This is a genomic window from Streptomyces sp. NPDC004788 (assembly GCF_053601115.1).
On record NZ_JBSGBF010000033.1, the window covers coordinates 25,749 to 47,360 of the forward strand.

At 73.6% G+C, this 21,612-nt stretch carries 22 protein-coding genes; 4 read left to right on the top strand and 18 right to left on the bottom strand.

Annotated elements, in window-relative coordinates:
- Nucleotide 1: 1 nt before the first annotated feature.
- The 12 genes from ACWEJX_RS16925 to ACWEJX_RS16980 all read right to left on the bottom strand — a co-directional run bounded on the left by ACWEJX_RS16925 (nucleotide 2) and on the right by ACWEJX_RS16980 (nucleotide 12,292).
- Entirely contained in the window at nucleotides 2–757 is a 756-nt protein-coding gene (locus tag ACWEJX_RS16925) for a hypothetical protein (RefSeq protein ID WP_451608207.1), read from the bottom strand.
- Between the two features lie 83 nt (nucleotides 758–840).
- Nucleotides 841–1,620 carry an HAD-IIA family hydrolase gene (locus ACWEJX_RS16930; RefSeq protein WP_403800982.1) on the bottom strand — a complete coding sequence of 260 codons (780 nt, stop codon included), beginning with the start codon at nucleotides 1,618–1,620 and terminating at the stop codon, nucleotides 841–843.
- Nucleotides 1,621–1,700: 80 nt separating this feature from the next.
- Nucleotides 1,701–3,239 (bottom strand): alkaline phosphatase family protein, encoded by a 1,539-nt coding sequence (locus ACWEJX_RS16935; protein WP_451608208.1) that lies wholly within the window; start codon nucleotides 3,237–3,239, stop codon nucleotides 1,701–1,703.
- A gap of 193 nt (nucleotides 3,240–3,432) precedes the next feature.
- A complete protein-coding gene (locus tag ACWEJX_RS16940; protein WP_451608209.1) occupies nucleotides 3,433–4,494 on the bottom strand; it encodes a 2-aminoethylphosphonate ABC transporter substrate-binding protein in 1,062 nt (353 codons plus the stop codon).
- A 35-nt stretch (nucleotides 4,495–4,529) separates the two neighbouring features.
- A complete protein-coding gene (locus tag ACWEJX_RS16945; RefSeq protein ID WP_451608210.1) occupies nucleotides 4,530–5,327 on the bottom strand; it encodes an ABC transporter permease in 798 nt (265 codons plus the stop codon).
- Nucleotides 5,314–6,156: a 2-aminoethylphosphonate ABC transporter permease subunit gene (locus ACWEJX_RS16950; protein ID WP_451608211.1), complete on the bottom strand. Its 843-nt coding sequence runs from the start codon at nucleotides 6,154–6,156 to the stop codon at nucleotides 5,314–5,316. The genes ACWEJX_RS16945 and ACWEJX_RS16950 overlap by 14 nt, the downstream gene beginning before the upstream one ends.
- Entirely contained in the window at nucleotides 6,149–7,261 is a 1,113-nt protein-coding gene (locus ACWEJX_RS16955; RefSeq protein ID WP_451608212.1) for an ABC transporter ATP-binding protein, read from the bottom strand. The genes ACWEJX_RS16950 and ACWEJX_RS16955 overlap by 8 nt, the downstream gene beginning before the upstream one ends.
- The gene (locus ACWEJX_RS16960) at nucleotides 7,258–7,950 is read right to left on the bottom strand and encodes a phosphonatase-like hydrolase (RefSeq protein ID WP_451608213.1); all 693 of its coding nucleotides are present in this window, start codon (nucleotides 7,948–7,950) and stop codon (nucleotides 7,258–7,260) included. The genes ACWEJX_RS16955 and ACWEJX_RS16960 overlap by 4 nt, the downstream gene beginning before the upstream one ends.
- Nucleotides 7,947–9,068: a TIGR03364 family FAD-dependent oxidoreductase gene (locus tag ACWEJX_RS16965; protein ID WP_451608214.1), complete on the bottom strand. Its 1,122-nt coding sequence runs from the start codon at nucleotides 9,066–9,068 to the stop codon at nucleotides 7,947–7,949. Before ACWEJX_RS16965 ends, ACWEJX_RS16960 begins: the two co-directional genes overlap by 4 nt.
- Nucleotides 9,069–9,203: 135 nt before the next feature.
- Nucleotides 9,204–10,007 (bottom strand): GntR family transcriptional regulator, encoded by an 804-nt coding sequence (locus ACWEJX_RS16970; protein WP_451608215.1) that lies wholly within the window; start codon nucleotides 10,005–10,007, stop codon nucleotides 9,204–9,206.
- 19 nt (nucleotides 10,008–10,026) lie between these two features.
- Nucleotides 10,027–10,947: a hypothetical protein gene (locus ACWEJX_RS16975; RefSeq protein ID WP_451608216.1), complete on the bottom strand. Its 921-nt coding sequence runs from the start codon at nucleotides 10,945–10,947 to the stop codon at nucleotides 10,027–10,029.
- Nucleotides 10,948–11,197: 250 nt separating this feature from the next.
- The gene (locus ACWEJX_RS16980; RefSeq protein WP_451608250.1) at nucleotides 11,198–12,292 is read right to left on the bottom strand and encodes an ROK family transcriptional regulator; all 1,095 of its coding nucleotides are present in this window, start codon (nucleotides 12,290–12,292) and stop codon (nucleotides 11,198–11,200) included.
- A 53-nt stretch (nucleotides 12,293–12,345) separates the two neighbouring features.
- Here ACWEJX_RS16980 and ACWEJX_RS16985 point away from each other — a divergent pair, with 53 nt between their 5' ends.
- Nucleotides 12,346–13,416, top strand: a complete 1,071-nt coding sequence (locus ACWEJX_RS16985; protein WP_451608217.1) for a Gfo/Idh/MocA family protein — start codon at nucleotides 12,346–12,348, stop codon at nucleotides 13,414–13,416.
- Entirely contained in the window at nucleotides 13,413–13,892 is a 480-nt protein-coding gene (locus tag ACWEJX_RS16990) for a heme-degrading domain-containing protein (RefSeq protein ID WP_451608218.1), read from the top strand. Before ACWEJX_RS16985 ends, ACWEJX_RS16990 begins: the two co-directional genes overlap by 4 nt.
- Here the strand turns inward: ACWEJX_RS16990 and ACWEJX_RS16995 are convergent.
- The 5 genes from ACWEJX_RS16995 to ACWEJX_RS17015 all read right to left on the bottom strand — a co-directional run bounded on the left by ACWEJX_RS16995 (nucleotide 13,885) and on the right by ACWEJX_RS17015 (nucleotide 18,263).
- Complete coding sequence (locus ACWEJX_RS16995; protein ID WP_451608219.1) at nucleotides 13,885–15,261, bottom strand: choice-of-anchor A family protein; 1,377 nt, start codon at nucleotides 15,259–15,261, stop codon at nucleotides 13,885–13,887. The two genes, ACWEJX_RS16990 and ACWEJX_RS16995, sit on opposite strands and share 8 nt — an antisense overlap.
- Before the next feature lie 209 nt (nucleotides 15,262–15,470).
- The gene (locus ACWEJX_RS17000; protein ID WP_403800946.1) at nucleotides 15,471–16,328 is read right to left on the bottom strand and encodes a fumarylacetoacetate hydrolase family protein; all 858 of its coding nucleotides are present in this window, start codon (nucleotides 16,326–16,328) and stop codon (nucleotides 15,471–15,473) included.
- Nucleotides 16,329–16,485: 157 nt separating this feature from the next.
- Nucleotides 16,486–17,232, bottom strand: coding sequence for a YidC/Oxa1 family membrane protein insertase (locus ACWEJX_RS17005; RefSeq protein ID WP_451608220.1), 747 nt, complete (start codon nucleotides 17,230–17,232; stop codon nucleotides 16,486–16,488).
- A 96-nt stretch (nucleotides 17,233–17,328) separates the two neighbouring features.
- Nucleotides 17,329–17,640 (bottom strand): DUF6412 domain-containing protein, encoded by a 312-nt coding sequence (locus ACWEJX_RS17010; RefSeq protein WP_451608221.1) that lies wholly within the window; start codon nucleotides 17,638–17,640, stop codon nucleotides 17,329–17,331.
- Nucleotides 17,641–17,729: 89 nt separating this feature from the next.
- Nucleotides 17,730–18,263, bottom strand: a complete 534-nt coding sequence (locus tag ACWEJX_RS17015; protein ID WP_451608222.1) for a winged helix-turn-helix transcriptional regulator — start codon at nucleotides 18,261–18,263, stop codon at nucleotides 17,730–17,732.
- 115 nt (nucleotides 18,264–18,378) lie between these two features.
- Here ACWEJX_RS17015 and ACWEJX_RS17020 point away from each other — a divergent pair, with 115 nt between their 5' ends.
- Nucleotides 18,379–19,785 carry an MFS transporter gene (locus tag ACWEJX_RS17020; RefSeq protein WP_451608223.1) on the top strand — a complete coding sequence of 469 codons (1,407 nt, stop codon included), beginning with the start codon at nucleotides 18,379–18,381 and terminating at the stop codon, nucleotides 19,783–19,785.
- On the opposite strand, the gene ACWEJX_RS17025 is transcribed toward ACWEJX_RS17020, so the two are convergent.
- Nucleotides 19,730–20,530 carry a class E sortase gene (locus ACWEJX_RS17025; protein WP_451608224.1) on the bottom strand — a complete coding sequence of 267 codons (801 nt, stop codon included), beginning with the start codon at nucleotides 20,528–20,530 and terminating at the stop codon, nucleotides 19,730–19,732. The genes ACWEJX_RS17020 and ACWEJX_RS17025 overlap by 56 nt on opposite strands.
- 63 nt (nucleotides 20,531–20,593) lie before the next feature.
- On the opposite strand from ACWEJX_RS17025, the gene ACWEJX_RS17030 reads away from it, so the two are divergent.
- Nucleotides 20,594–21,598: an SEC-C metal-binding domain-containing protein gene (locus tag ACWEJX_RS17030; protein WP_451608225.1), complete on the top strand. Its 1,005-nt coding sequence runs from the start codon at nucleotides 20,594–20,596 to the stop codon at nucleotides 21,596–21,598.
- Nucleotides 21,599–21,612: the final 14 nt, after the last annotated feature.

Below are 21,612 nucleotides of genomic sequence, written 5' to 3' on the forward strand. Positions count from 1 at the left end.
CTCAGTCCGAGCCGGGCCCGGATCCGGAGCCGGATGCGGATCCGGAGCCACCATGGCGGCGGGCGCTGCGGAAGGCGACGGCCACCGCGGCGAGGGCGGCCATGCCGAAGCCCAGGAGGGTGTACGGGGTGCCCAGGCCCTCCTCGCTCGCCGTCTGCGCCATGCCGGGCGCGGCCGGGGCGGCGAAGGCGGCCGCCCCGCCGCCGCCCGCGCGGACCGGCGCGACCGGGGAGGCGTGGCGGGTGGGCTGCTGCCGGTCCGCCTGGTGCTGGTCCGCCTGGTGCTGGTCCGCCTGCTGCTGGTTCGCCTGGTGCTGCGCGGGTTCACGCTCCGCGGGCTGCTGCTGCTGCGTCGCGGGCCGGTTCGTCGGCTGCCCGGTCGGCCGGCCCGTCGGCTTCTGGTGGCGCCCGACCTTGATCGTGCCGACGCCGGCGTGGTCGTGGCCGTCGCAGGTCACGCTGACCTCGTACGCCCCCTCCTCCACCCCCGACCGCACCCTCGCGCCGCCGGACAGCGGGTTCTTGCCGCCACCCGCCCCGGAGAGCTCCGCGTCCGCGACGAACGCCGGGGACTTGGCGGCGCCTGTGGCGCCCTCGCAGCCGGTGACCCGGACGTCGATGTCGCCGCCGGGTGCCGCGGCGGACGGGCCGACGGTGACCTGGACCCCGTCGTGGGCGAGGGCCGTGCCCGCCGAGGGCGCGAGCACCAGCACCAAGGCCGCCCCCGCGGCACGCAGAGCGATGGGACCTGAACGCATGGTGACCTCCTGGTACTGGCAGGTTCGCCCCGTTCGGGTCATTTCGCATCCGCAGGGGGCAGACCGGGCCCCCACCTGCCGTTTCAGATCCGCTCGACGAGGTCCGCGATCGACTTCACGATCTTCGACGGGCGGAACGGGTACCGGTCCACCTCCGCCTCCGTCGTCAGGCCCGTGAGCACCAGGAACGTCTGCATGCCCGCCTCAAGACCGGCCAGGATGTCCGTGTCCATCCGGTCGCCGATCATCGCGCTGGACTCGGAGTGTGCGCCGATCGCGTTCAGGCCGGTGCGCATCATCAGCGGGTTCGGCTTGCCCGCGAAGTACGGCTCCTTGCCCGTCGCCTTGGTGATCAGCGCGGCGACCGAACCGGTGGCCGGCAGCGGGCCCTCCAGGGAGGGGCCGGTCTCGTCCGGGTTGGTGCAGATGAAGCGGGCACCGGCGTTGATGAGGCGGACCGCCTTGGTCATGGCCTCGAAGGAGTACGTACGGGTCTCGCCGAGGACCACGTAGTCGGGGTCGTGGTCGGTGAGCACGTAACCGATGTCGTGCAGCGCGGTGGTCAGGCCCGCCTCGCCGATCACGTACGCCGTGCCGCCGGGGCGCTGGTCGTCGAGGAACTGGGCGGTGGCGAGCGCCGAGGTCCAGATGTTCTCGACGGGCACGTGGAGGCCCATGCGGGCGAGCCGGGCGTGCAGGTCGCGGGCGGTGTAGATCGAGTTGTTGGTGAGGACCAGGAAGGGCTTCCCGGTGTCCCGCAGCTTCGTGATGAACGCGTCGGCACCGGGGATCGGCACGCCCTCGTGGATGAGGACGCCGTCCATGTCGGTGAGCCAGGATTCGATCGGCTTGCGCTCTGCCATGGGTGCGGGACTCCTGCCGTACGGACCTGCGGTGTACTGGGGGCGACGCGACGACGCTGTGGCGACGCCCCCAGCCTAGGTCAGGAAGCCGTGACCTTGACCCCGTCGATCACCCAGTACCAGTTGTTGGACCCCGTGTAACGGAAGCGGAAACTGACGTTCGACGCCCCGGCCGGCACGGGGAGCGTCAACGACTGGGGCTGCGAGACGACGTCGGCCGTGTAGCTCCTGACGACCGTCGGCGTGCCGCCGTTGAAGCTCGCGAGGACCTGGGCGGTCTGGGCGCCCTCCTGACGGTAGAAGGTCGTGAAGTCCAGGGTCACGCGGGCGGCGCCGGTGACCGCGTACGCCGGGCTGACCAGCGTGGAGTCGTACGTGCCCGAGAAGGTCTTGTCGGCCCACTCGTCGGAGTCGGCGACGGCGAACACGCCCCGGGCGCGCACGTTCAGCTCGCGCCACTGGTCGCGCTGGGCCCGGGACCAGAACTCGTCGGTCGCGAAGGACCAGCCGCGCCACTCGGTGACTCCGCCCGTGCCCATGGCGTTGTTGACGACCGACCAGCCGGTGGGCGCGGTGTGGGTGAAGCCGAGGACGCCCGCCGGGATGCCGGTCTCGTCCACGCGGCCGGTCAGCGATCCGTACAGGGCGTCGAAGGGGTCCGTGGACCGCTCCTGGATAGGCTTGCCGTCCAGGCCCCAGGCCGGGTCGGGGGTGATGCCGAGCTGGCGGAAGACGGTGGCGGCGACGTCGACGAGCCGGGTGTCGACCGGCCGTGCGCCCGCCGCGATGCCGGGGCCCTGGGCGAGCACGAAGGTGCGCCGCTCCTCGATGGTGGAGCCGCCGTGGCCGCCGGTGTCGAGGTGGCCGTGGTCGGTGGCGACGATGACGGTCCAGCGCTCGTCGGCGTAGGTCGGCCGGGCCTCGACGGCGGCGAGGAGGCGGCCGAGGTAGCCGTCCTGGACGTCGATGGCGTCGGTGTACCTGGAGCTGGCGGCGCCGTAGGTGTGGCCGATCTCGTCGGTCTCGCCGAAGTAGACGAAGAGGACGTCCGGGTTCTGGTTGCGCAGGACGTCCTCGGTGATGTCGGTGATCGCGAGGTCGTTGACCGCGTAGTCGTTGTCGTAGACGAGCTTGGCGTCGGCGCCGGCGGTGACCGTGCCGTACGTGTCGAGTTCGGGCCAGTCGACGGCGGCGAAGAGGGAGAGGTCCGGGCGCACCTGGTTCAGGCGGGCGAGGAAGCCGGGGTAGGTGGCGTAGTCGCGGCCGGTGAAGGTGTTGTCCTTCACGCCGTGCTTGTCGGGCCAGACGCCGGTGGAGATGGTCGACCAGCCGGGGCCGGAGAGGGTGCCGGCCATCGGGTTGGCGTAGAGGAGCGAGAGGCCGTAGGTCCCGTTCGCCATCAGGGACTTGAGGTGGGGGGCCTTGGCGGCGTCGATGCGGTCGTACCGCAGGCCGTCCATGCCGACGAAGAGCACCTTGTCCTGGCTGGTGCCGTCGGGGAGAAGGGGGGCGGTCACCGCGTGGGCGCGGGGGGCGGTGGCCAGACCGGTGGCGGCGAGGGCGGTGGTGGCACCGGCGGCGGCGAGCACGGTGCGGCGGGATATGCCGTTGACGGGCATGTCGGGGTCCTCCGTGATGCGTTGGCGAGGGGCGCGGGCACGGCAACGCCCCTGAGCTTTCAGGGGCGTTGGGCTCGGAAGGTTTGGGCGCGAGCTTTGGTCCGTACCCGTTATCTCTTCGCGACAATCGGGCGCGGGAAAAGGGTCGTGCGGTGAACTCTCGGGGGCGGGCCTGCCGCGGGTCGGCCGCGGCTCAGCTGCCGGTCGCCGACTTCCACGCGTCCACGTACGACGCCAGGTTCTTGTCGACGTCCGCCCAGTCCGGCTCGAACACCTCGACGCCCGTCATCAGCTTCGCCAGCTCGATCGCGTTCGCGTCCGTCGGCTTCACGTCCTTGCGGGCCGGGAAGCCGCCGCCGATGGCGCTGACCTCGCGCTGGGCCTGCTCGCTCAGCATGAAGTCGAGGAGCTTCCTGCCGTTCTCGCCGTGCGGGGCGTTGTTCACCAGGCCGGCGGCGTACGGCAGCGCGAAGGTGGTGGGCTTGCCGCCTTCCCTGGCCGGGAACCAGATGCCGAGGTTCGGCATGGACTTGGCCTGCGCGAAGTTCATCTGGACGTCGCCGTTGGCGACCAGGATCTCGCCCTTGTCGACCTTCGGGGCGAGCTTGGAGGTGGAGGAGGACGGGCCGACGTTGTTGGCCTGGAGCTTCTTCAGGTACTCCATGGCCTGGTCCTTGCCGCCGAAGTCGTGCATGGCCTTGATGACCACGGCGGTGCCGTCGCCCGCGACTCCCGGGGTGGAGTACTGCACCTTGTTCTTGAACTTCGCGTCGAGCAGCTGCTCCCAGGTGGTGGGCGCCGGGGTCAGCTCCTTCTTGTTGTGGACGAAGCCGAAGTAGTTGTTGACGACGGAGACCCACCTGCCGTCGCTCGCCTTGTCGGCGCCGTCGACCTGGTCGGAGCCCTGCGGCGCGTACGCCTGCAGCAGCCCCTTGGAGTCGGCCTGCTGGATGAACGGCGGCAGGGTCACGAGGATGTCGGCCTGCGTGTTGCTCTTCTCGCGGGCGGCGCGCTGGACCATCTCGCCGGAGCCGCCCTCGACGTACTCGACCTTGATGCCGGTCTGCTTCTCGAAGTCCTTGAAGACCTTGTCGTACCAGCCGTCGCCCGCCTCGCCCTTGAGGCCGTCGGCGCTGTAGACGGTGACGACCTTCTCGCCGGCGGCGGCGCCGGAGCCGCCGTCGCAGGCGGTGAGGGTGGCGGCGAGGGCGAGGCTGCCGGTGACGGCGGCGAGCGGCTTGATGTACGTACGCATGACGTCGTTCTCTCCAGGGAGGGTTACGGGCCGGGTTATCTGTACGAGGCCTTGGTGCGGATGCGGGAGACGGCGAGCAGGACGAGGAGCGTCGCCGCCATGAGGACCACCGCGAGCGCGGAGCCCGTGAAGAGCGAGCCGCGGTCGGTGGCGGTGAAGACGAGCACGGGCAGCGGCAGCCAGTCCGGTGGGTAGAGCATCATCGTGGCGCTCAGCTCGCCCATGGACAGGGCGAAGCAGAGCCCCGCCGCCGCGTTCAGCGACGGCAGCAGGAGGGGCAGCCGGACCTTGAGCAGGACGTACGAGGGGCGGGCGCCGAGGCTGGCGGCCGCCTGCTCGTACATCGGGTCGAGACGCAGGATGGCGGCCGAGACCGACTGGTGGGCGAACGCCGTGACGAGAACGGTGTGCGCGAGGATCACGATCCAGCGCGTGCCGTTCAGGAGCAACGGCGGCTGCGAGAAGGCGACCAGGACGGCGAGCCCGACGACCACGGACGGCACCGCGACCGGCAGCATGAACAGCGCGTCGAGGATCCGCCGGCCCCGCTTGCGCAGCGCGGCGGCGGCGAGCGCGGCCCAGGTGCCGACGGTCAGCGCGAGCAGACTCGCGGTGAGGGCGGTGACCAGGCTGGTGGTGAGCGCCTGGAGCGACTCGCCGCGCACGGCGGCGGCGTAGTGGGCGGTGGTCGGCCCGGAGGGGAGGGCGCCGGACCAGTGGGTGGAGAACGAGGCGGCGAGGATGACGAGGAGGGGCAGGGCGAAGAGCGGCACGAAGAGGACCGCGAAGAGGGCCCAGACGGCCCACCTGCCCGTACGGCTATGCACCAGCACGTCGGCTCACCACCCGGTAGAGGGCGTAGAGGCCCACGGAGATCAGGACGTTGACGACGGCGACCACGCACGCGGCCGCGTAGTCGGATTCGAGGATGGCCTTGCCGTAGACGAGCATCGGCAGGGTCGTGACGCCCTTGGCGCCGGTGAAGAGCACGATGCCGAACTCGTTGAGGCACATGACGAGGACGAGGCTGCCGCCGGCGGCGAGGGCCGGGAGCGCCTCGGGCAGGATCACCCGGCGCACGATCCGCAGCGGGCGGGCGCCGAGCGAGGACGCCACCTCCAGCTGCGCGGTGTCGAGCTGCGAGAACGCGGCGAGCAGCGGCCGCATCACGAACGGCGTGAAGTACGTGATCTCGGCGAGCAGCACGCCCCACGGCGTGGTCAGGAACCGGAACGGGCCGTCGGCGGCGCCGGTGACGTCCGTCCACAGGCCGTTGGCCATGCCGACGGTGCCGTAGAGGAAGAGCAGCGCGAGCGTGATCAGGAAGGACGGGAAGGAGAGGAAGACGTCGATGAACCTCGCGACCGCCCGCCCGCCGGGGAACGGCACGAAGGCGATGACGAGCGCGAGGACGAGGCCGAGGACCAGGCAGCCGACGGTCGCGGCCGCGGCCAGCCAGACGGTGGTGACGAGCGCGTCCCGGAAGGAGGCGGAGGCGAGGACCTGGGCGTACGCGCCGGGTGCGAGGGACTCGCGGACGACGAGCGCGAGGGGGTAGAGGAAGACGACGGCGAGGGCGAGGACGGGCGGGAGGGCCCACAGGACCGGTGCGGCGGCGGCCCCGCGCCGTCCGCCTCTCACCGAGAGAGCGGGGCTAGCCATCGGTCACTCCCGCGCCGAGGAGTACGGCGTCCTCCGGCGCGAAGTGCAGCGTCACCTCGTCGCCGAGCGCCGGCGTCTCGCGCAGCTCCCGCACGTCCGCCTTCACGCGCTGGCCGGATCCCACCTCGACGTACAGGCGGTGGGTGGCGCCCCGCCACTGGACCTCGGCGATGCGGCCGGTGAGGGCGTTGGGGCCGGGGCCGAGGCCGACGAGGTGCGGGCGTACGCAGAGGGTGGCGGCGGCGCCCGGGGCCGCGTCCTCGACCGGGACCTTGAGGGCGACACCGTCGGTGCCGTCGAGGGTGACGCCGTCCGGGCCGACCGTCACCGGCAGCAGGTTGGCGTTGCCGACGAAGGAGGCGGTGAACCCGGTGCGGGGCCTGCGGTACAGCTCCTGCGGGGTGCCGCAGTCCTGGAGCCGGGCGCGGTCCATGACGGCGATGCGGTCGGCGAGGGTGAGCGCCTCGACCTGGTCGTGGGTCACGTACAGGATGGAGACGTCGGGCAGCTCGCGGTGAAGCCGGGCCAGTTCGGAGAGCATGCCCGAGCGCAGCTGGGCGTCGAGCGCGGACAGCGGCTCGTCGAGGAGCAGGACGTTCGGCCGGACGGCGAGGGCGCGGGCGATGGCGACGCGCTGCTGCTGGCCGCCGGAGAGCTCGCGCGGGTAGCGCTTGGCGTAGGCCGCCATCCCGGTCATCTCCAGGGCCTCGGCGACGCGGCCGGGGATCTCGCCCTTGGGCGCCTTCCGGGCCTTGAGGCCGAAGGCGACGTTGTCGTCGACCCGCATGTGCGGGAAGAGCGCGTACTGCTGCACGACCATGCCGATCCCCCGCTGGTACGGCGGGAGTCCGGTGACGTCGCGGTCGCCGATGAACACCCGCCCGGCGACCGGCCGGACGAATCCGGCGACGGCGCGCAGGGCGGTGGTCTTGCCGGAGCCGGAGGGGCCGAGCAGGGCCATGACCTCGCCGGGCTCGACGGTGAGGTCGAGGTGGTCGAGGACGGTGTGGCCGTTGTACGCGACGGAGACGCCGTCGAAGCGGATGCCGCTGGTCAGGCCGCCGGGCACGCCGTTGATCAGGCCGGTGGTCATGCCGGTCGTCATGCCTCGTACTCCCCTATCAGTGCGGGGAGTTCGGCGACGGACGCCAGGACGTGGGTGGCGCCGTGGTCCTTCAGCGCCGGCTCGTCGTGGGCGCCGGTGAGGACGCCGGCGACGATCCCGGCGCCGGAGCGGACGCCGCTGAGCATGTCGTACGAGGTGTCGCCGGCGACCACGACCCGGCGGACGTCGTCGACGGCGCCGGTGCGCAGGAACGCGGCGAGCACCATGTCCGGGTACGGGCGACCGCGGCCGCCGGCGTCGGCCGGGCAGAGGGTGAGGTCGACCAGGGCGCGCCAGCCGAGGGCGTCGAGGATGGCGTCCTGGGTGGCCCGGGCGAAGCCGGTGGTCAGGACGACGGTCCGGCCCTGCTCCTTGAGCGTGGCGACGGCCTCGGCGGCGCCGGGGACGGGGGCGATGCGGCCTGCGGCGACCAGCTCTCCGTACGCCTCCTCGAAGGCCACGTTGGCCTGCCGGGCGCGCTGTTCGTCACCGTCGAAGAGGTGGCGGAAGACGGAGATCTTGGACTCGCCCATGGTGGCGCGGACGTAGTCGATCATCGTGGCGGGGTCCTCGCCGAGGCGCTCGGCGGCGGCGGTGAAGGCCTGCTCGACGAGGCCGCCGTCGGCGACGGTGGTGCCGGCCATGTCCAGGACGATCAGGTTCTTGTCGGTGTTGTGCACGGTCTTCACCAGCCCAGTTCGTTCGCGGTGGTCTCGGCGATGGCGGGCGAGCAGGTCATGCCGCGGCCGCCGGGCCCGGTCACCAGCCAGACGGCGTCCTGCACCTGCTGGCGGTGGACGACCCTGCTGGTGTCGGTGCACTGCGCGTACACGCCGGCCCAGCGGCGCCGGATGCGCGGCAGCGGGCGGCCGAGCAGGGACTCGACGACGCGGACGAGGTGCTCGTAGGGCTCTTCGACGGTGTCGAAGGCGAAGGGGTGCTCGTACTCGTGGGTGTCGCCGATGGTCAGCCCGCCGTCGAGACGCTGCACCATGAGCAGCTGCATCCGGTGCGCGGCGGCGGTCGGGTCCTGCGCCTGGCCCGAGTTGAGCGCGTCCAGGGCAGGGGACGCGTAGGCCGGGTAGTAGCGGAACGAGTCGGCGTCGGCGACGGAGGTGGTGAGCGGCTCGCCCAGCGGGTCGGTCTGCATCATCTGGAGCCGGACCCGGCGGACCGGTATCTCGCCGGCGACCTCGCGGACCAGGCCGGAGAGCGAGGCGCCGGTGCACAGGACGACGGCGTCGCCGGTGTGGACGTCGCCGTGGTCGTCGCGGACCGCGTTCCGGCCGACGACCTCGCGCACCTCGCGGTTCGGGAGGAACGCGTAGCGGCCGGAGGCCAGGAGGGCCTGACGCAGGGCGAGTTGGGCGGTGCGCGGTTCGACGGCGGCGTCCCGCTCGCACCACAGGGCGGCGTCGAACTCACCGCGCAGGGCCGGGTTGACCGCCCGCGCCTCGGCCGGGGTGAGCAGCTTGTAGCCGCGGGCGGCGGCGTCCTCGCGGGCCACGGCGGCCTCGGCGACGGCGAGTTCGAGCGCGCCGCGGACCGGGGTCAGCGAGCCGATCGCCCGGAAGCCCAGGTCGGGCACGCGGGCCCCGATGCCCTCCCACAACTCCCGGGCGCGCAGGGCGGTGTCGAGCTCCTCGCCGCCCGCCCGGCCGCTGACCCAGATCTGGCCGAAATTGCGGAGCGAAGCGCCGCGCGCCTCCGCCTCGCGCTCGATGTGGACGACCTCATGGCCGCGTTCGACTGCCTGCCAGGCGTGCATGGTGCCCACGACGCCCGCTCCTACGACGATCACCTTCATGGCGAATACGGTCGGGGCGACGGGTGACCCGGGCCGGACCGGTTGGCGACGGGCCGGTGAACGGCCCGCCAAGCTTGGACCAGACCCGTTATCTTCTCGCGATCTCCATAGCGACTCGAACAGGGACGTAACGGGTCAGTCCTGGCGGCCCAGGTGCGCGGTGAAGCTGAACCGGTCGCCGCGGTAGAGCGTGCGCACCCGTTCCAGCGGGCGGCCGTCGGTGTCGCGCGAGACGCGGTGGATGAGCAGCATCGGCAGCGCGGGCGGCGTGCCGACGAGCAGCGCCTCGCGCGGGGTCGCGAGCACCGTCTCGATCCGCTCGTCGGCGTCCCCGAAGACCACGCCGAGGCGGTCGTGGAGATAGGCGTAGAAGGAGGAGTCCGGGTCGAACTCGGTGTCCAGGCGCGGGGCGCGGGCCTCGGAGACGTACGTGGACTCCAGGCCGACCCGCTCGTCGTCGGCGAGCAGCACCCGCTCCATGTGCCAGACGGCCTCACCGGGCGCCACGCCGACCTCGGGGGCCAGCGCCTCGGGGCAGGGGAAGCGGTCGAGGGAGATCAGCGCACGGCCGGGGCGGCGGCCCTGGCGGCGCACGCCCTCGGTGTAGCTGGCGAGCGACAGCGGCTGCTCCAGCTTGGGCCCGGCCACCACGGTCCCGCGTCCCTGCCGCCGCAGCCGCCCCTCCAGGAGCAGTTCGCGCAGGGCCTGCCGGACGGTCTCCCGCGACACCTCGTACCGCACGGCGAGGTCCCGCTCGGTCGGCAGCAGTCCGCCCTCGCCCAACTCGGTGATGAGCGCGGCGACTTTGGCCTTGACCGCGTAGTACTTGGGGATGCGGCCGTGCTCCGGGATGCCGGAACGGACGGGGGCGCCGGGGGCGTTGCCGGGGTTGTTGCCGGCGTTGTTGCCGCGGTTCTTCTCGTTGTCCACGTTCTCCACGCGGTGATCGTCGCAGACGTCAATGAACGGGAGGGTGTACGGAGCGTGACCCGCGGGTGCGCCGGCGTCGGGCGAGCAGCACGAGCGCGGCGCCGGTCGCGAGGAGCGCGGCGGAGACGGGGGCGAGCCGGAGGGCGTACTGACGTCCCGTGTGGGCGAGTTCGGGAAGGCCGGGGAGTCCGGTGAGGCCCGGAGTGGTGCCGGTGCCCTTCCCCGTGCCGGGGTCGGCGGGGCCGGCGGAGGACGAGGGGCGCGGCGCCCCGGTCGGAGTCGGGTCGGCGCGCGGGACGGTCGGGAAGGTCTCGTCGTGCGGGTCGGCGGGGCCGATCGTCAGCCGGTAGTCGCCCGACTCGCCCACCCAGTCGCCGTCGTCGCCCCGCTTCTGCACGACCGCCGCGTTGACCACGACCTCGTCGGGCGCGGTGTCGGCACTGAACGAGAGCCGTACGGGGACGGTGAGCGTACGGCCCGCGGGCACCGCGAAGCCGGGGAAGGCGGGCGTCCCGTCGAGGCCGGTCCGGCTCGCGTCGAACACGCCGACGCTCTCGGCCTGGTCGGTGCTCTCGAAGGCCACCGGCCGCCACACCCGGGCCTCCGCGTCGTAGAACTCGGCCCTGATCTGCGTCGGCAGCAGCGCCCGGTCGCGGTCGGTGAGGACGAGCACCGGGTGGATGTCCCGGCAGGCCCGGGCCGTGGTGTTCGTCAGGTCCAGGTTCCAGGTGCGGAAGGCGCCGCCCGCCGGGTAGGCGTCGGGGCCGCCGTGGATCCGGGTGGCCAGCGGAAAGTCCGGCGCGTTCACCGCCCCGCACGCGGGCGCCACGGCGACGGCCGCCGCCTGCGCCTGGGTGGCGGGCGCCACCAGCAGGGCGACGGCCGTGGTGGCGGCGGCCGTGGTGGCGGCGAGGGCCAGGGCGTTGCGCGGTCGCAAGGGGGCTCGCATGAGGGCTCGCATGAGGGGCCGGTGCCTTTGCTGCTCGCGGACGTGCGGATCGCCCGCGACGCTGCCACGCGGGGCGGGTCGGGTCGGGGAGTGACGCGGCCGGGCCGTCCGTACGCGCTCCGGATTCCGCCCGATCAGCCTATTTCCCGATGAGATGACCACTCGGAGGGCTGGGACGGGGCCGGGGAGACCGGGGCGGAGCCGGGAGGCCGGGACGGGCCCGAGGCCCCCAGAGGCCCGGGGCCCCGGGTCACTTGCCGAACAACGGCGCCAGGATCAGTTGCGCCGCGCCCTCCGCGACCGCGTACGCGCCCGTCGCCACCGCCACGTCCGCCGGGAGGCCGAGGCCCTTCAGGACTTCGCGCGCGCCGCGTGCGTACGTCTCCGGGGCGGCAAGGACCGCGCGGCCGCCGAGGAGTACGCGCTCGATGTCGAGGAGGCGGACCAGGTTGGCGGCGCCGGTGCCCAGGACGCGGGCGGCCTCGGCTTGGTCGCCGCGCGCGAGGGCGCCCAGGCAGAGCACCTCCAGGCAGCCGCGCCCGCCGCACCCGCAGGGCGGTCCGTCGAGCTGGACGGTCTGGTGGCCGAGCTCCCCGGCCCCGGTCCTGCCGCCGCGCAGCACCGCGCCGCCGAGGACGAGGCCCGCGCCCAGGCCCGTACCGAGGTGGACGTAGGCGAAGGAGTCCGGCGCGCCGGGGCGCAGGGCGAGGCCGAGGGCGGCGGCGTTGGTGTCCTTGTCGAGGGCGACGGGCAGTCCGAGCCGCCGGGCCAGTTCCTCGCGGAGCGGGAAGCCGTCCCACTCGGGAAAGCCGGTGACACGGCCGGGCGTGCCGGTCCGGTGGTCCAGCGGCCCCGGCATCGCGACCCCGACGCCGAGGATGCCACCGCCCTCCGCGTGGGTGAGGGCGGCCAGGGCGGTCAGCGCGGCGACCTCGGCGTGGGCCGCCGCGAGGACCGCTTCGGCGCCGGCGCCCAGGTCGAGCGGCGCGTGACGGGCGGCGACCCGCTCGCCCGCGAGGTCGAGCAGGACGGCGGTGAGCTCGTCGCGGTCGAGCTGGAGCCCGATCGCGTACGCCGCCTCCGGCACGAGCCGCAGCACGGTGGCCGGCTTTCCGCCGGTGGAGGCGCGGCGCCCGGCCTCGGCGGCCAGACCCTCGGCGCGCAGCCGTGCGGTGATCTTGCTGACGGCCTGCGGGGTGAGGCCGGTGCGGGCGGCGAGTTCGAGGCGGCTGATGCCCGCCTCCCCCGCCGTGCGCAGCAGATCGAGCACCAGCGCCGCGTTGTGGCTGCGCAGCGCCGGCAGGTTCGCGCCGCCGCCTGCTCCACCGTTGTCCCTCTTCACCAGGCCATTGTGCCCGTCGCTTGCACTTCGGCAACAGCGTTGCCAAAGTGGAGGGCATGACTTCCCCGCTCCGGGTCGGACTCGTCGGCTACGGCCTCGCCGGTTCCGTCTTCCACGCCCCGCTGATCGCCGCCTCCCCCGACCTCGTCCTCGACACGGTCACCACCGGCAACGCCGAGCGCGCCGCCCAGGCCCGCGCCGAGCACCCCGGCGTGCGGGTGGCCGCTTCGGCCGATGAGCTGCTCGCGCGGGCGGACGAGCTCGACCTGGTCGTCGTCGCCTCCCCCAACAAGACCCACGTCCCGGTCGCCACCGCCGCCCTGCGGGCCGGCCTGCCCGTCGTCGTCGACAAGCCACTCGCCGCCACCGCCGCCGAGGCCCGCGCCCTGGCCGCCCTCGCCGACGAGCGCGGCCTGCTGCTCTCCGTCTTCCAGAACCGGCGCTGGGACAACGACTTCCGTACGCTCCGGGCCCTGCTCGCCGACGGCGCCCTCGGCGAGGTGCAGCGGTTCGAGTCCCGCTTCGAGCGCTGGCGCCCGCAGCCCAAGGGCGGCTGGCGCGAGTCCGGCGCCCCGGAGGAGATCGGCGGGCTCCTCTACGACCTCGGCAGCCACGTCGTCGACCAGGCGCTCGTGCTCTTCGGCCCGGCCGTCCGCGTGTACGCCGAGTCCGACGTCCGCCGCCCCGGCGCCGAGGCCGACGACGACACCTTCGTCGCGATCACGCACGCCGGCGGCGTCCACTCCCACCTGTGGGTGTCCGCCACCACCGCCCAGCTCGGCCCCCGCTTCCGGGTCCTGGGCCGGAAGGCCGGCTACGTGAAGTACGGGCTCGACCCGCAGGAGGCCGCCCTGCGCGAGGGCCTGCGCCCCGAGCCCGGCACCGCCTGGGGCGTCGAGCCCGAGGAGCTGTGGGGCCGGCTCGGCGCGGGAGAGTCCCCGGTCACCGGCGGCGGCACCCCCGTCGAGACCCTGCCCGGCGCCTACCCCGCCTTCTACGCCGCCGTCGCCGCCGCCCTGCGCGGCACCGGCCCGAACCCGGTGCCCGCGTACGAGGCCGCCGCCGCGCTCGACGTCCTGGAGGCGGCGCGGAAGTCCGCGCGCGAGGGCGGGGCGGTGACCCTGTGAGTTCCGTCGACGAGTTGGCGGAGTTGACGGCCCAGGAGGCCCGCCTCGTCCTGCCCCGCTTCACGTACGAGGACGCCTGGACGCTCGGCACGATCCTGGTCGACCTCGCACGCGAGCGCCGGGCCCCGGTCGCGATCGACGTACGGCGCGGCGCCCAGCAGCTCTTCCACTGCGCGCTGCCCGGCTCCAGCGCCGACAACGACGCCTGGATCGACCGGAAGCGGCGGGTCGTGGAGCGGTACGGGGTGAGCTCGCTGCTCGTCGGCACCCGCTTCCGCGCAAAGGGCACGACCTTCGAGGAGTCGTCCCGCCTGGACCCCGACCGGTTCGCGGCGCACGGCGGCTCGTTCCCGATCGCGGTGGCCGGCACCGGGGTCGTCGGCGCGGTCACGGTCTCGGGTCTGCCGCAGGTCGAGGACCATGCGCTGGTGGTCCTCGGCCTGGAGCGGCTGCTCGACGCGTACGGCGTCAGATAGCCCGTCGCCGGCGGCGGCGGGCGACCGACACGAGGACGCCGCCGCTGACGGTGAGGGCGAGGGCCATGGCGCCCATGACGACCTTGCCGGCGGCGGATCCGGAGCCGGCGCGGGGGAGTTGGCCGCTGCGGGTGGCGCTGCGGCCGGTGGCGCCGTGGCCGCCCATGACCACGGCACCGCCGCCGAGCGACCCCTTGGCGTCGTCCGTCGGTGTCGAGACCGTGGTGGGAGTCGGGGGCGGAGTCGGGGTCGGAGTCGGTGTCGGGGTCGGGGTCGGTGGCGGCGTCGTCCCGGGTTCCGCGCAGTCGGGCAGTTCGCCGTCGAACGGGTACGCGTGCAGCTGCTGCCCGCCGCTTCCGCCGATCCGCGAGGTGTGGGTGAGCGAACCGCTCGTGAAGAAGCGCCCGTTCATGCCGGGGACGGTCACCGTCGCCATGCTGTTCCGCTCACCGATCAGCACGCTGCCGTCGAGCGGGCCGGTCCCCTCGAACGTCACCGCGGACGCGTCGGGGAAGTTCCACAGCAGCCGCTCGCGCAGCCCGCTAGGAAAGCCGCCGACGCCGGTGCCGACGCCGGTGTCGACGGTCCGGTTCGCGCCGCGGACGTTGACCAGGACGGTCGCGTCGGCCGGGACGCCGGTGAACCGGATGCCCTGCCGGCCACCGCTCTTCGACTCCAGGTCGAAGTCGACGTCGAACACCTGGAGCGCGGACGTGCCGTCGCCGGTGAAGAGCGTCTCGCCGCCGCGGTTGACGGCGGTGCCGGTCGCGGTGCGCGGCTTGCCCGCCACGTACGCGTAGCAGCGGCTGGCGGTGCTCAGCCGGTCGCGCAGCTTCTTGTACGGGTCGGCCGCGCCGGGATCGGCCACCGCGGCGGGGCTGACCGTGCCGGTGAGGCCGCCCCCGCTCCGTACGACTCCGTGCGCCGTGCCCTCCTCGGCGAGCAGGCGCTGGCCGGGGGCGACCGTGACGTCGCCGCCGGTGGTGAGGAAGGCGGTGCCGTTGTCGGGCGGGACGCGCGAACCGACGCCCGCGGCGCCGACGTTGTAGACCTGCGGAACGCCCGGCCGCTTGTCCATGTCGAAGCCGCCGAGGACCACGACCTTGCCCTCGGCCCCGGCCGCCGCCTCGCGGACGCGGAAGTCGCCGCCGACGAAGACGTTGATGTTGTCGTCGCGGCCGGCGACGGAGCCGTTGCCGGCGTCCGGGTAGGGGGAAGGGCAGCTGCCCGGCAGGCAGGGGCCGAGGCCGCCGGGGAGCGGGTCGGCGAGGGCGGGGAGGGCGAGCGGGCCGGTGAGTGCGGCGGGACCGGCAAGTGCGGCGGCTGCCACCCACACCAGAGGTGACCGATTCATTACATGTGCGCGCATATGCGGCAATATGCAGAACGCCACCGCCCGAGGCGACGCCCCACGCGCACCGCACGCCCGGCGTCGCCCGAACGACTCAGAAGCCCTTCGCCCTCAGACGCCCTTCGCCTCGGACGCTCTTGCCCCTCAGGCGCCCTTCACCTCGGACGCTCTTGCCCCTCAGGCGCCCTTCGTCCCCAGACGACCTCACCCTCGGACGCCCTTCACCCTCAGGCGTCCTTCAGCTCCTGGCGCTGCCGGCCCAGGCCCTCGACCTCCAGCTCGACGACGTCGCCGGCGCGCAGGTACGGCTTGGGCTCGGGCTGCCCCATGGCGACGCCCGCCGGCGTGCCGGTGTTGATGATGTCGCCCGGGTAGAGGGTCATGAACCGGCTGACGTAGCGGACGACCTGCGCGACCGGGAAGATCTGGTCGGAGGTGTGGCCGTCCTGCTTGAGCTCGCCGTTGACCCACAGCTTGAGCCCGAGGGCCTGCGGGTCCGGGACCTCGTCGGCGGTGACGAGCCAGGGGCCGAGCGGGTTGAAGGTCTCGCAGTTCTTGCCCTTGTCCCAGGTGCCGCCGCGCTCCAGCTGGAACTCGCGCTCGGAGACGTCGTGGGCGACCGCGTAACCGGCGACGGAGGCGAGGGCCTCCTCGTCGGTCTCCAGGTAGCGGGCGGTGCGGCCGATGACGACCGCGAGCTCGACCTCCCAGTCGGTGCGGGTCGAGCCGCGCGGTACGAGCACGGTGTCGTCCGGGCCGACGACGGTGTCGGCGGCCTTGAGGAAGACGACCGGCTCGGCGGGGGTGGCCTGGCCGGTCTCGGCGGCGTGGCCGTGGTAGTTCAGCCCGATGCACACGACCTTGCCGATGCGGGCGACCGGCGCACCGATCCGCAGCCCGGCCGGGTCGAGCGCGGGCAGCACGCCCGCGCCGAGCGCGGCCCGGATCCGGTCGAGGGCGGCACCGTCGGAGAGCAGCCCGCCGTCGATGTCGTCCACGAGGGCGGACAGGTCGCGCAGCGTCCCGTCCTGGTCCAGGAGGGCGGGACGCTCGGCACCCGCCGGACCGACACGCAGCAGCTTCATGGTCTTCTCCTCTGGTTCCTCTGGTCGAGGTGGCCCGTCGGCAGGTCGCCGCGCGGGCCGTGGTGAGCCCCGGCCGATGGAGTGCGGCCATCGGAGGATTGGCCGATCCTCCAAGAGAACGGGTCAGTCTGCAAGACCCCGTTCACACCCTGGACCCTTACGCGGCGGTAACAAGGTGCTGCGCGGTGGGCATGTCCCGGTAGAGGAAGGCGCGCTCGACGGCGGTCCAGGTGGTGCTGGTGACGATGTAGAGCGCGGCGGCGAGCGGGACGACGGCGACCGAGATGAGGGTCGCGAAGGAGAGCAGCGGCAGGTACTTGGTCATGGCCGCGGCGGCCCCGGCGCCGGGCTGGCCGGCGGCGACGGGGGCGACCGGATTGAGGGCCTGCTGCCGCTTCGTACGCAGGTAGGTGTACGTGGCGACGGCGCCGACGATCGCGAAGAGGGCGACGTAGACGAGGCCGGCCGAGCCGAGCAGGCCGCCCTTCCCGAGCGCGTCGGCGAAACGGCCGCCGAGCGGGGCGCCGAGGAGGCTGTGGTCGGCCATCCGCCCGCTGGAGAAGACGTGGAACATCAGGAAGAACGCGGGCGCCTGGAGCAGGCTCGGCAGGCAGCCGGCGAACGGCGAGACCTTCTCCTCGGCGTGCAGCGCCATGACCGCCTTCTGCAGCTGCTCGGGGTTCTTGGCGTGCTTCTTGCGCAGTTCGGCGAGTTGCGGAGCGAGCCGGGTGCGGGCCTTCTGGCCGCGGGCGGCGGCGCGGGAGAGCGGGTGGACGGCGAGCCGTACGGCCATTGTGAACAGGACGATGGCGGCGGCGGTGGAGGCTCCGGCGAAGAGCGGGTCGAGGAGGTCGGCGAGGTGCTCGACCAGGTTGGCGAAGCCGTCGAAAAGGGACTGGAACATGGGAGCCCTCCGTGGGGTCTCGTCGTGCCGGGGAAAGGTGCATATCGGCAGGACGGAGCGCGTGGAGGGGCGGGACGGACCGGGGTCCGGGTGCCTCTACGCGGCCGTCGGGAGGGGACGGCCGGGTGCCCGGGGCCTGCGGCGGCCCGCGGCGTCGGGGTCGCGTTGCGGCAGGAAGGCGGTGCGCCGGGCGCGTTCGCGCAGGGCGGTGCGGACCCGGGTGGGCGGTACGGGCAGGGCCGTACGGGCACCGACGGTGAAGGCGCAGAGGAAGGCGGTGGCGGCGACGGCGAACGCGGCGGAAAGGCCGCCGCCCATGCCGCCGGCGCTGTCGGAAAGCAGCAGATCGGCGAGGGCGAGGAGGAAGAGGAGCGGCGCGAGGACGCGCAGCAGGAACTCGCGATTCACACCTTCCTCCTTCCATGCCGCTCGAAGCGTGCCGCTCGAAGCCTGCCGCTCGAATGTCGTACAAGCCGTTATACAGGACGCCTCTGGGGCTACGAGAGTTCCGCGGGCTCCAGGGGGACGAGGAGCCGGCGCGGCCTGAGGAGGGCGCGGCTGACCGGGTCGACGGGGTCCGGGTCGACGCCGGCGCCGGGCCGCATCTCGATGTCGGCGGGGTGGACGGGGATCCGGCAGGCCGGGCACTCGCCGTACGAGCCGAGCTCGGCGCCGCAGTCGACGTGGTGGAAGTGGCGTACGGGCACGGCGCCGGACAGCTCCTCGCGCCCCCACCGCCCGAGTGAGCGCAGGACGGGCCACAGGGCGATGCCGCGCTCGGTGAGCACGTACTCGTCGCGCGGCGGCGACTCCTGGTAGCGCCGCTTGTCCAGGATCCCGGCCTCGACGAGGGCCTGGAGGCGGGCGGCGAGGACGGCGCGGGGGGCGCCGAGGTGGACGAGGAAGTCGTTGTAGCGACGCACGCCGTAGAAGGCGTCGCGCACGACGAGGAGGGTCCAGCGCTCGCCGATGACTTCGAGGGCGCGAGCGATGGAGCACTGCTGGGTCGCGTAGTCCTTGCCGAGGGCCATGGGTACGAGTGTACCGGGGTGGGTTCAGTGATTGAACCTGTGCTGCTACGGTGGTGCTCCACTCAAGGTTCAGTGAACGAACCTAGGATGCTCTACGGAAGCCTGAGGTCCTGCCATGCCCGAGCTCGCCGCGCGGACCACCGAGTCCGTGGCCTCCTCAGTGAGAGGCCCGAAAGCGCACCGCCCCGGCGCGACCCTGGCCGTCACCAGCGCCGCCACCGCGCTCACGCTGATGAACTACACGGCCCCGATGCTCACCCTGCCCGGCATGACCCGGGCCTTCGGCACCCCCGCCTCCGCGCAGGCATGGCTGCTCAACGGCACCCCGCTCGGCCTCGCCGTCCTCCTCCTCGTCGCCGGCAGCCTCGCCGACGACCACGGGCGTCGCCGGGTCTTCCTGCTCGGCACGCTCGCCCTCGGCCTCACCACCGCCCTCGGCGGCTTCGCCGGCTCCACGCTGACCTTCACCCTCGCCCGCGTGGCGCAGGGCGCGGCGAGCGCCGCCGTGCTCGCCGCGAGCCTGGGGCTGCTGGCCCACGCGTACCCGGCCGGCGCGGACCGGATCCGGGCGACCGGGGTGTGGGGCGCGTTCGTCAGCGCGGGCATCGCGCTCGGCCCGCTGCTCGCGGCGGGCCTGAGCAGCCTGGCCGACTGGCGGCTCACGTACGAGGTCCTGGCCGCGGGCACCCTGCTGGCCGCCGCGCTCGGCACCCGTACCCTCGCCGAGTCCCGCGCCCCGCGCGCGGGCCGCCCGGACATCGCGGGCGCGCTCACCCTGGGCCTGGCCCTGGCGGCCGCGCTGACGGCGCTGACCCTGGGCAGGGACGGCTGGCTGAGGCTTCCGGTGGGTGCGCTCGCCGTCGCGGCCGTGCTGCTCACCGCCGTCTTCGTCGTGGTCGAGCGACGGAGCCGGACCCCGATGATCGACCTGTCCCTCTTCCGCCGGCCGGCGTTCCGGGCGGCGACGGCGGGCGCGCTCTTCACCGGCCTGGCCGTGATCGGCTTCTTCAGCGTGCTGCCGGCGCTGCTCCAGCGGGGTGCCGGGCTCGCGCCGCTCGCGACGGCGTGGCTGTTCCTGCTGTGGTCGGGCACGGCGTTCGTGGTGGCGCTGCAGACGCGACGGCTCGCGGGGCGGATCTCGGCGACGTACCAACTGGCGCTGGGGTTCGTGCTGTCGACGGCGGGCGTGCTGGGTCTGTTCGGCGCCGTGGAGGGCGGTTCGATCGTCCGTCTGCTGCCCGGTCTGGTGGTGGCGGGGGCGGGCAGCGGCCTGCTGAACGCGGCGCTGCCGCGCCTCGCCGTCGATTCCGTGCCGCAGGAGCGCGCGGCGATGGGCTCGGGCGCCAACAACACCGCCCGCTACATCGGCTCCTCGGCGGGCGTGGCCCTCGCCCTGGCGCTGTCGACGACGGGCGCGGACACGGCGCTGGTGGTGTCGGCGGTGCTCGGGGTGGCCGGGGCGGCGGTCACGCTCTGGGCGGGAGCAGCTTCGCCCACACGACGAGCCGGTAGCGGGAGGTGAACTCGGGCGTGCAGGTGGTGAGGGTGAGGTAGGCGCCGGCCTGGTCGTACCCGTAGGCGGGCCGGTAGAGGGAGCGGGGCACGGGGGCGATGACGCCGGTGTCGCGGGGCGAGGTCTCCGGGAGGATCCGGTCGACGCGGTACTCGTACGTCCCCTCGCGGGTGCGGACGGAGACGGTGTCGCCGGGCCGGAGCCGGTCGAGATGGCGGAAGGGCTCGCCGTGGGTGTTGCGGTGCCCGGCGAGGGCGAAGTTCCCGGTACGGCCGGGGGCGCCGGTGCCGGGGTAGTGCCCGACGTAGCCGTGGTCGAGGACGGAGCGCTTGCCGACGCCGGGGGCGATGGGGACGGTGAGGGAGAGACGGGGGATGCGGAGGACGGCGTAGGGCCCGGGACCGGGTTGAGGGGTGCCGGAGGACTCGGGAGCGGGTGCCGGCACGGGGGCCGGAGACGACACCGGCGCTGAGGACGCCGCCGGATCCTGGGACGGGACCGGGGTGCGGGGCGGAACCGGGGGTGAGGAGTCCCACTCCCGCTCAAGGTTGCGTACCTGCTCCACGGCCTGGGCGCGGGCCTGCTGGTTGGTCCACCAGAGCTGCTGGACGACGAAGAGCAGAAGTACGACTCCGCAGGTCACGAGGGCTTCGGCGGAGGTGACGAGCACACGGGCGACCGGCCCGCGCCGGCGCCGCACCCCGCCGCGCACCTGGACGAGGACCGGAGCCGGGCCACGCACGTTCGCTCGCACGGCGGGCACGATAAGTGCTGACGCGCCAACTCTCCAGGGGAGTACCGCAGTACGGTAAAAGGCATGCGCCCCGACACGCCTGCCGATCACACCACCGAAGCCGAGCGCCTGCTCCGCACCGCGGGGCGGTACCCGGAGGACCGCGAACCGCTGCTGCTGCGCGCGGCGGCGCATCTGGAGCTTGCGGGCGACCGCGAGCGAGCGACGGGTCTGTACGACGACCTGCTCGCCGGGGAGCCCGGCGACCCGCTCCTCATCAGGTCCCTGAAGGCGTCGAACCTGTGGGAGTACGGCCACGAGGCGGAGGCGCGGGCGATCATCGAGGGCGTGCGGAGCGCCCGCCCGGCGGAGCCGGCACCGTGGGAGATCGTGGCGGAGACGCTGGAGGCCCACGACGAGCTGGAGGAGGCGGAGGCGACGTTCACGGAGGCGGCGCGCCTGCTGGTGCCGTCTTGCGACGCGGACGACATCTCGTACGCCCTCCAGTCCCTCCTCACCAGCCGCCACCGGGTCCGCCGCCTGCTGGCGCTCCCGCACGACACGTGGGACACCCTCGCGGACCGCCTCCACACGGCGGACGTCCCCCTGGACGAGCTGCACGACCCCAAGCGCCTGTGGTCCCTCGGCTCCTCCGACCCGGCCGAACTCCAGGCCGAGATCACCCGCCTCCGCTCCGAACTCGGCTCCTACCGCACCGCGCTCTCCCGCCCCTTCCCGGTCGCCGTCCTCCACTGGCCGGAGGCGGAACTCGACGAGCTCCTCGCCGCGTACCCCGAGCTGGAGTCCGAGTACCCCACCTACCGGGCCCACCTCACCGACATCGAAGCCTCCCTCCGCGAACTCGCCGCCTCGGGCACCCCCAACCTCGGCATCGTCCCCGCCACCGTCCCCTCGTACGAAGCCTTCGCCGCCTCAGAATCCTCCTCCCCCGCCAACGCGGACCTCCTCCCCCAGTACGCCACGACCCTGGCGGCCCGAGGACGAGCGACGGCGTGGCCGCCGGCGCGGGGGGCGGAGTGCTGGTGCGGGTCGGGGAGGACGTACGGGGAGTGCCACGGAGGGGAGTGAAACCCGACCGGTCC

What these genes read in the sequence shown, in the direction of transcription:
- ACWEJX_RS16925 (WP_451608207.1), bottom strand. Translation starts at nt 757, where the DNA reads ATGCGTTCAGGTCCCATCGCTCTGCGTGCCGCGGGGGCGGCCTTGGTG.
- ACWEJX_RS16930 (WP_403800982.1), bottom strand. Translation starts at nt 1,620, where the DNA reads ATGGCAGAGCGCAAGCCGATCGAATCCTGGCTCACCGACATGGACGGC.
- ACWEJX_RS16935 (WP_451608208.1), bottom strand. Translation starts at nt 3,239, where the DNA reads ATGCCCGTCAACGGCATATCCCGCCGCACCGTGCTCGCCGCCGCCGGT.
- ACWEJX_RS16940 (WP_451608209.1), bottom strand. Translation starts at nt 4,494, where the DNA reads ATGCGTACGTACATCAAGCCGCTCGCCGCCGTCACCGGCAGCCTCGCC.
- ACWEJX_RS16950 (WP_451608211.1), bottom strand. Translation starts at nt 6,156, where the DNA reads ATGGCTAGCCCCGCTCTCTCGGTGAGAGGCGGACGGCGCGGGGCCGCC.
- ACWEJX_RS16955 (WP_451608212.1), bottom strand. Translation starts at nt 7,261, where the DNA reads ATGACGACCGGCATGACCACCGGCCTGATCAACGGCGTGCCCGGCGGC.
- ACWEJX_RS16965 (WP_451608214.1), bottom strand. Translation starts at nt 9,068, where the DNA reads ATGAAGGTGATCGTCGTAGGAGCGGGCGTCGTGGGCACCATGCACGCC.
- ACWEJX_RS16975 (WP_451608216.1), bottom strand. Translation starts at nt 10,947, where the DNA reads ATGCGAGCCCCCTTGCGACCGCGCAACGCCCTGGCCCTCGCCGCCACC.
- ACWEJX_RS16985 (WP_451608217.1), top strand. Translation starts at nt 12,346, where the DNA reads ATGACTTCCCCGCTCCGGGTCGGACTCGTCGGCTACGGCCTCGCCGGT.
- ACWEJX_RS16995 (WP_451608219.1), bottom strand. Translation starts at nt 15,261, where the DNA reads ATGCGCGCACATGTAATGAATCGGTCACCTCTGGTGTGGGTGGCAGCC.
- ACWEJX_RS17000 (WP_403800946.1), bottom strand. Translation starts at nt 16,328, where the DNA reads ATGAAGCTGCTGCGTGTCGGTCCGGCGGGTGCCGAGCGTCCCGCCCTC.
- ACWEJX_RS17005 (WP_451608220.1), bottom strand. Translation starts at nt 17,232, where the DNA reads ATGTTCCAGTCCCTTTTCGACGGCTTCGCCAACCTGGTCGAGCACCTC.
- ACWEJX_RS17015 (WP_451608222.1), bottom strand. Translation starts at nt 18,263, where the DNA reads ATGGCCCTCGGCAAGGACTACGCGACCCAGCAGTGCTCCATCGCTCGC.
- ACWEJX_RS17020 (WP_451608223.1), top strand. Translation starts at nt 18,379, where the DNA reads ATGCCCGAGCTCGCCGCGCGGACCACCGAGTCCGTGGCCTCCTCAGTG.
- ACWEJX_RS17030 (WP_451608225.1), top strand. Translation starts at nt 20,594, where the DNA reads ATGCGCCCCGACACGCCTGCCGATCACACCACCGAAGCCGAGCGCCTG.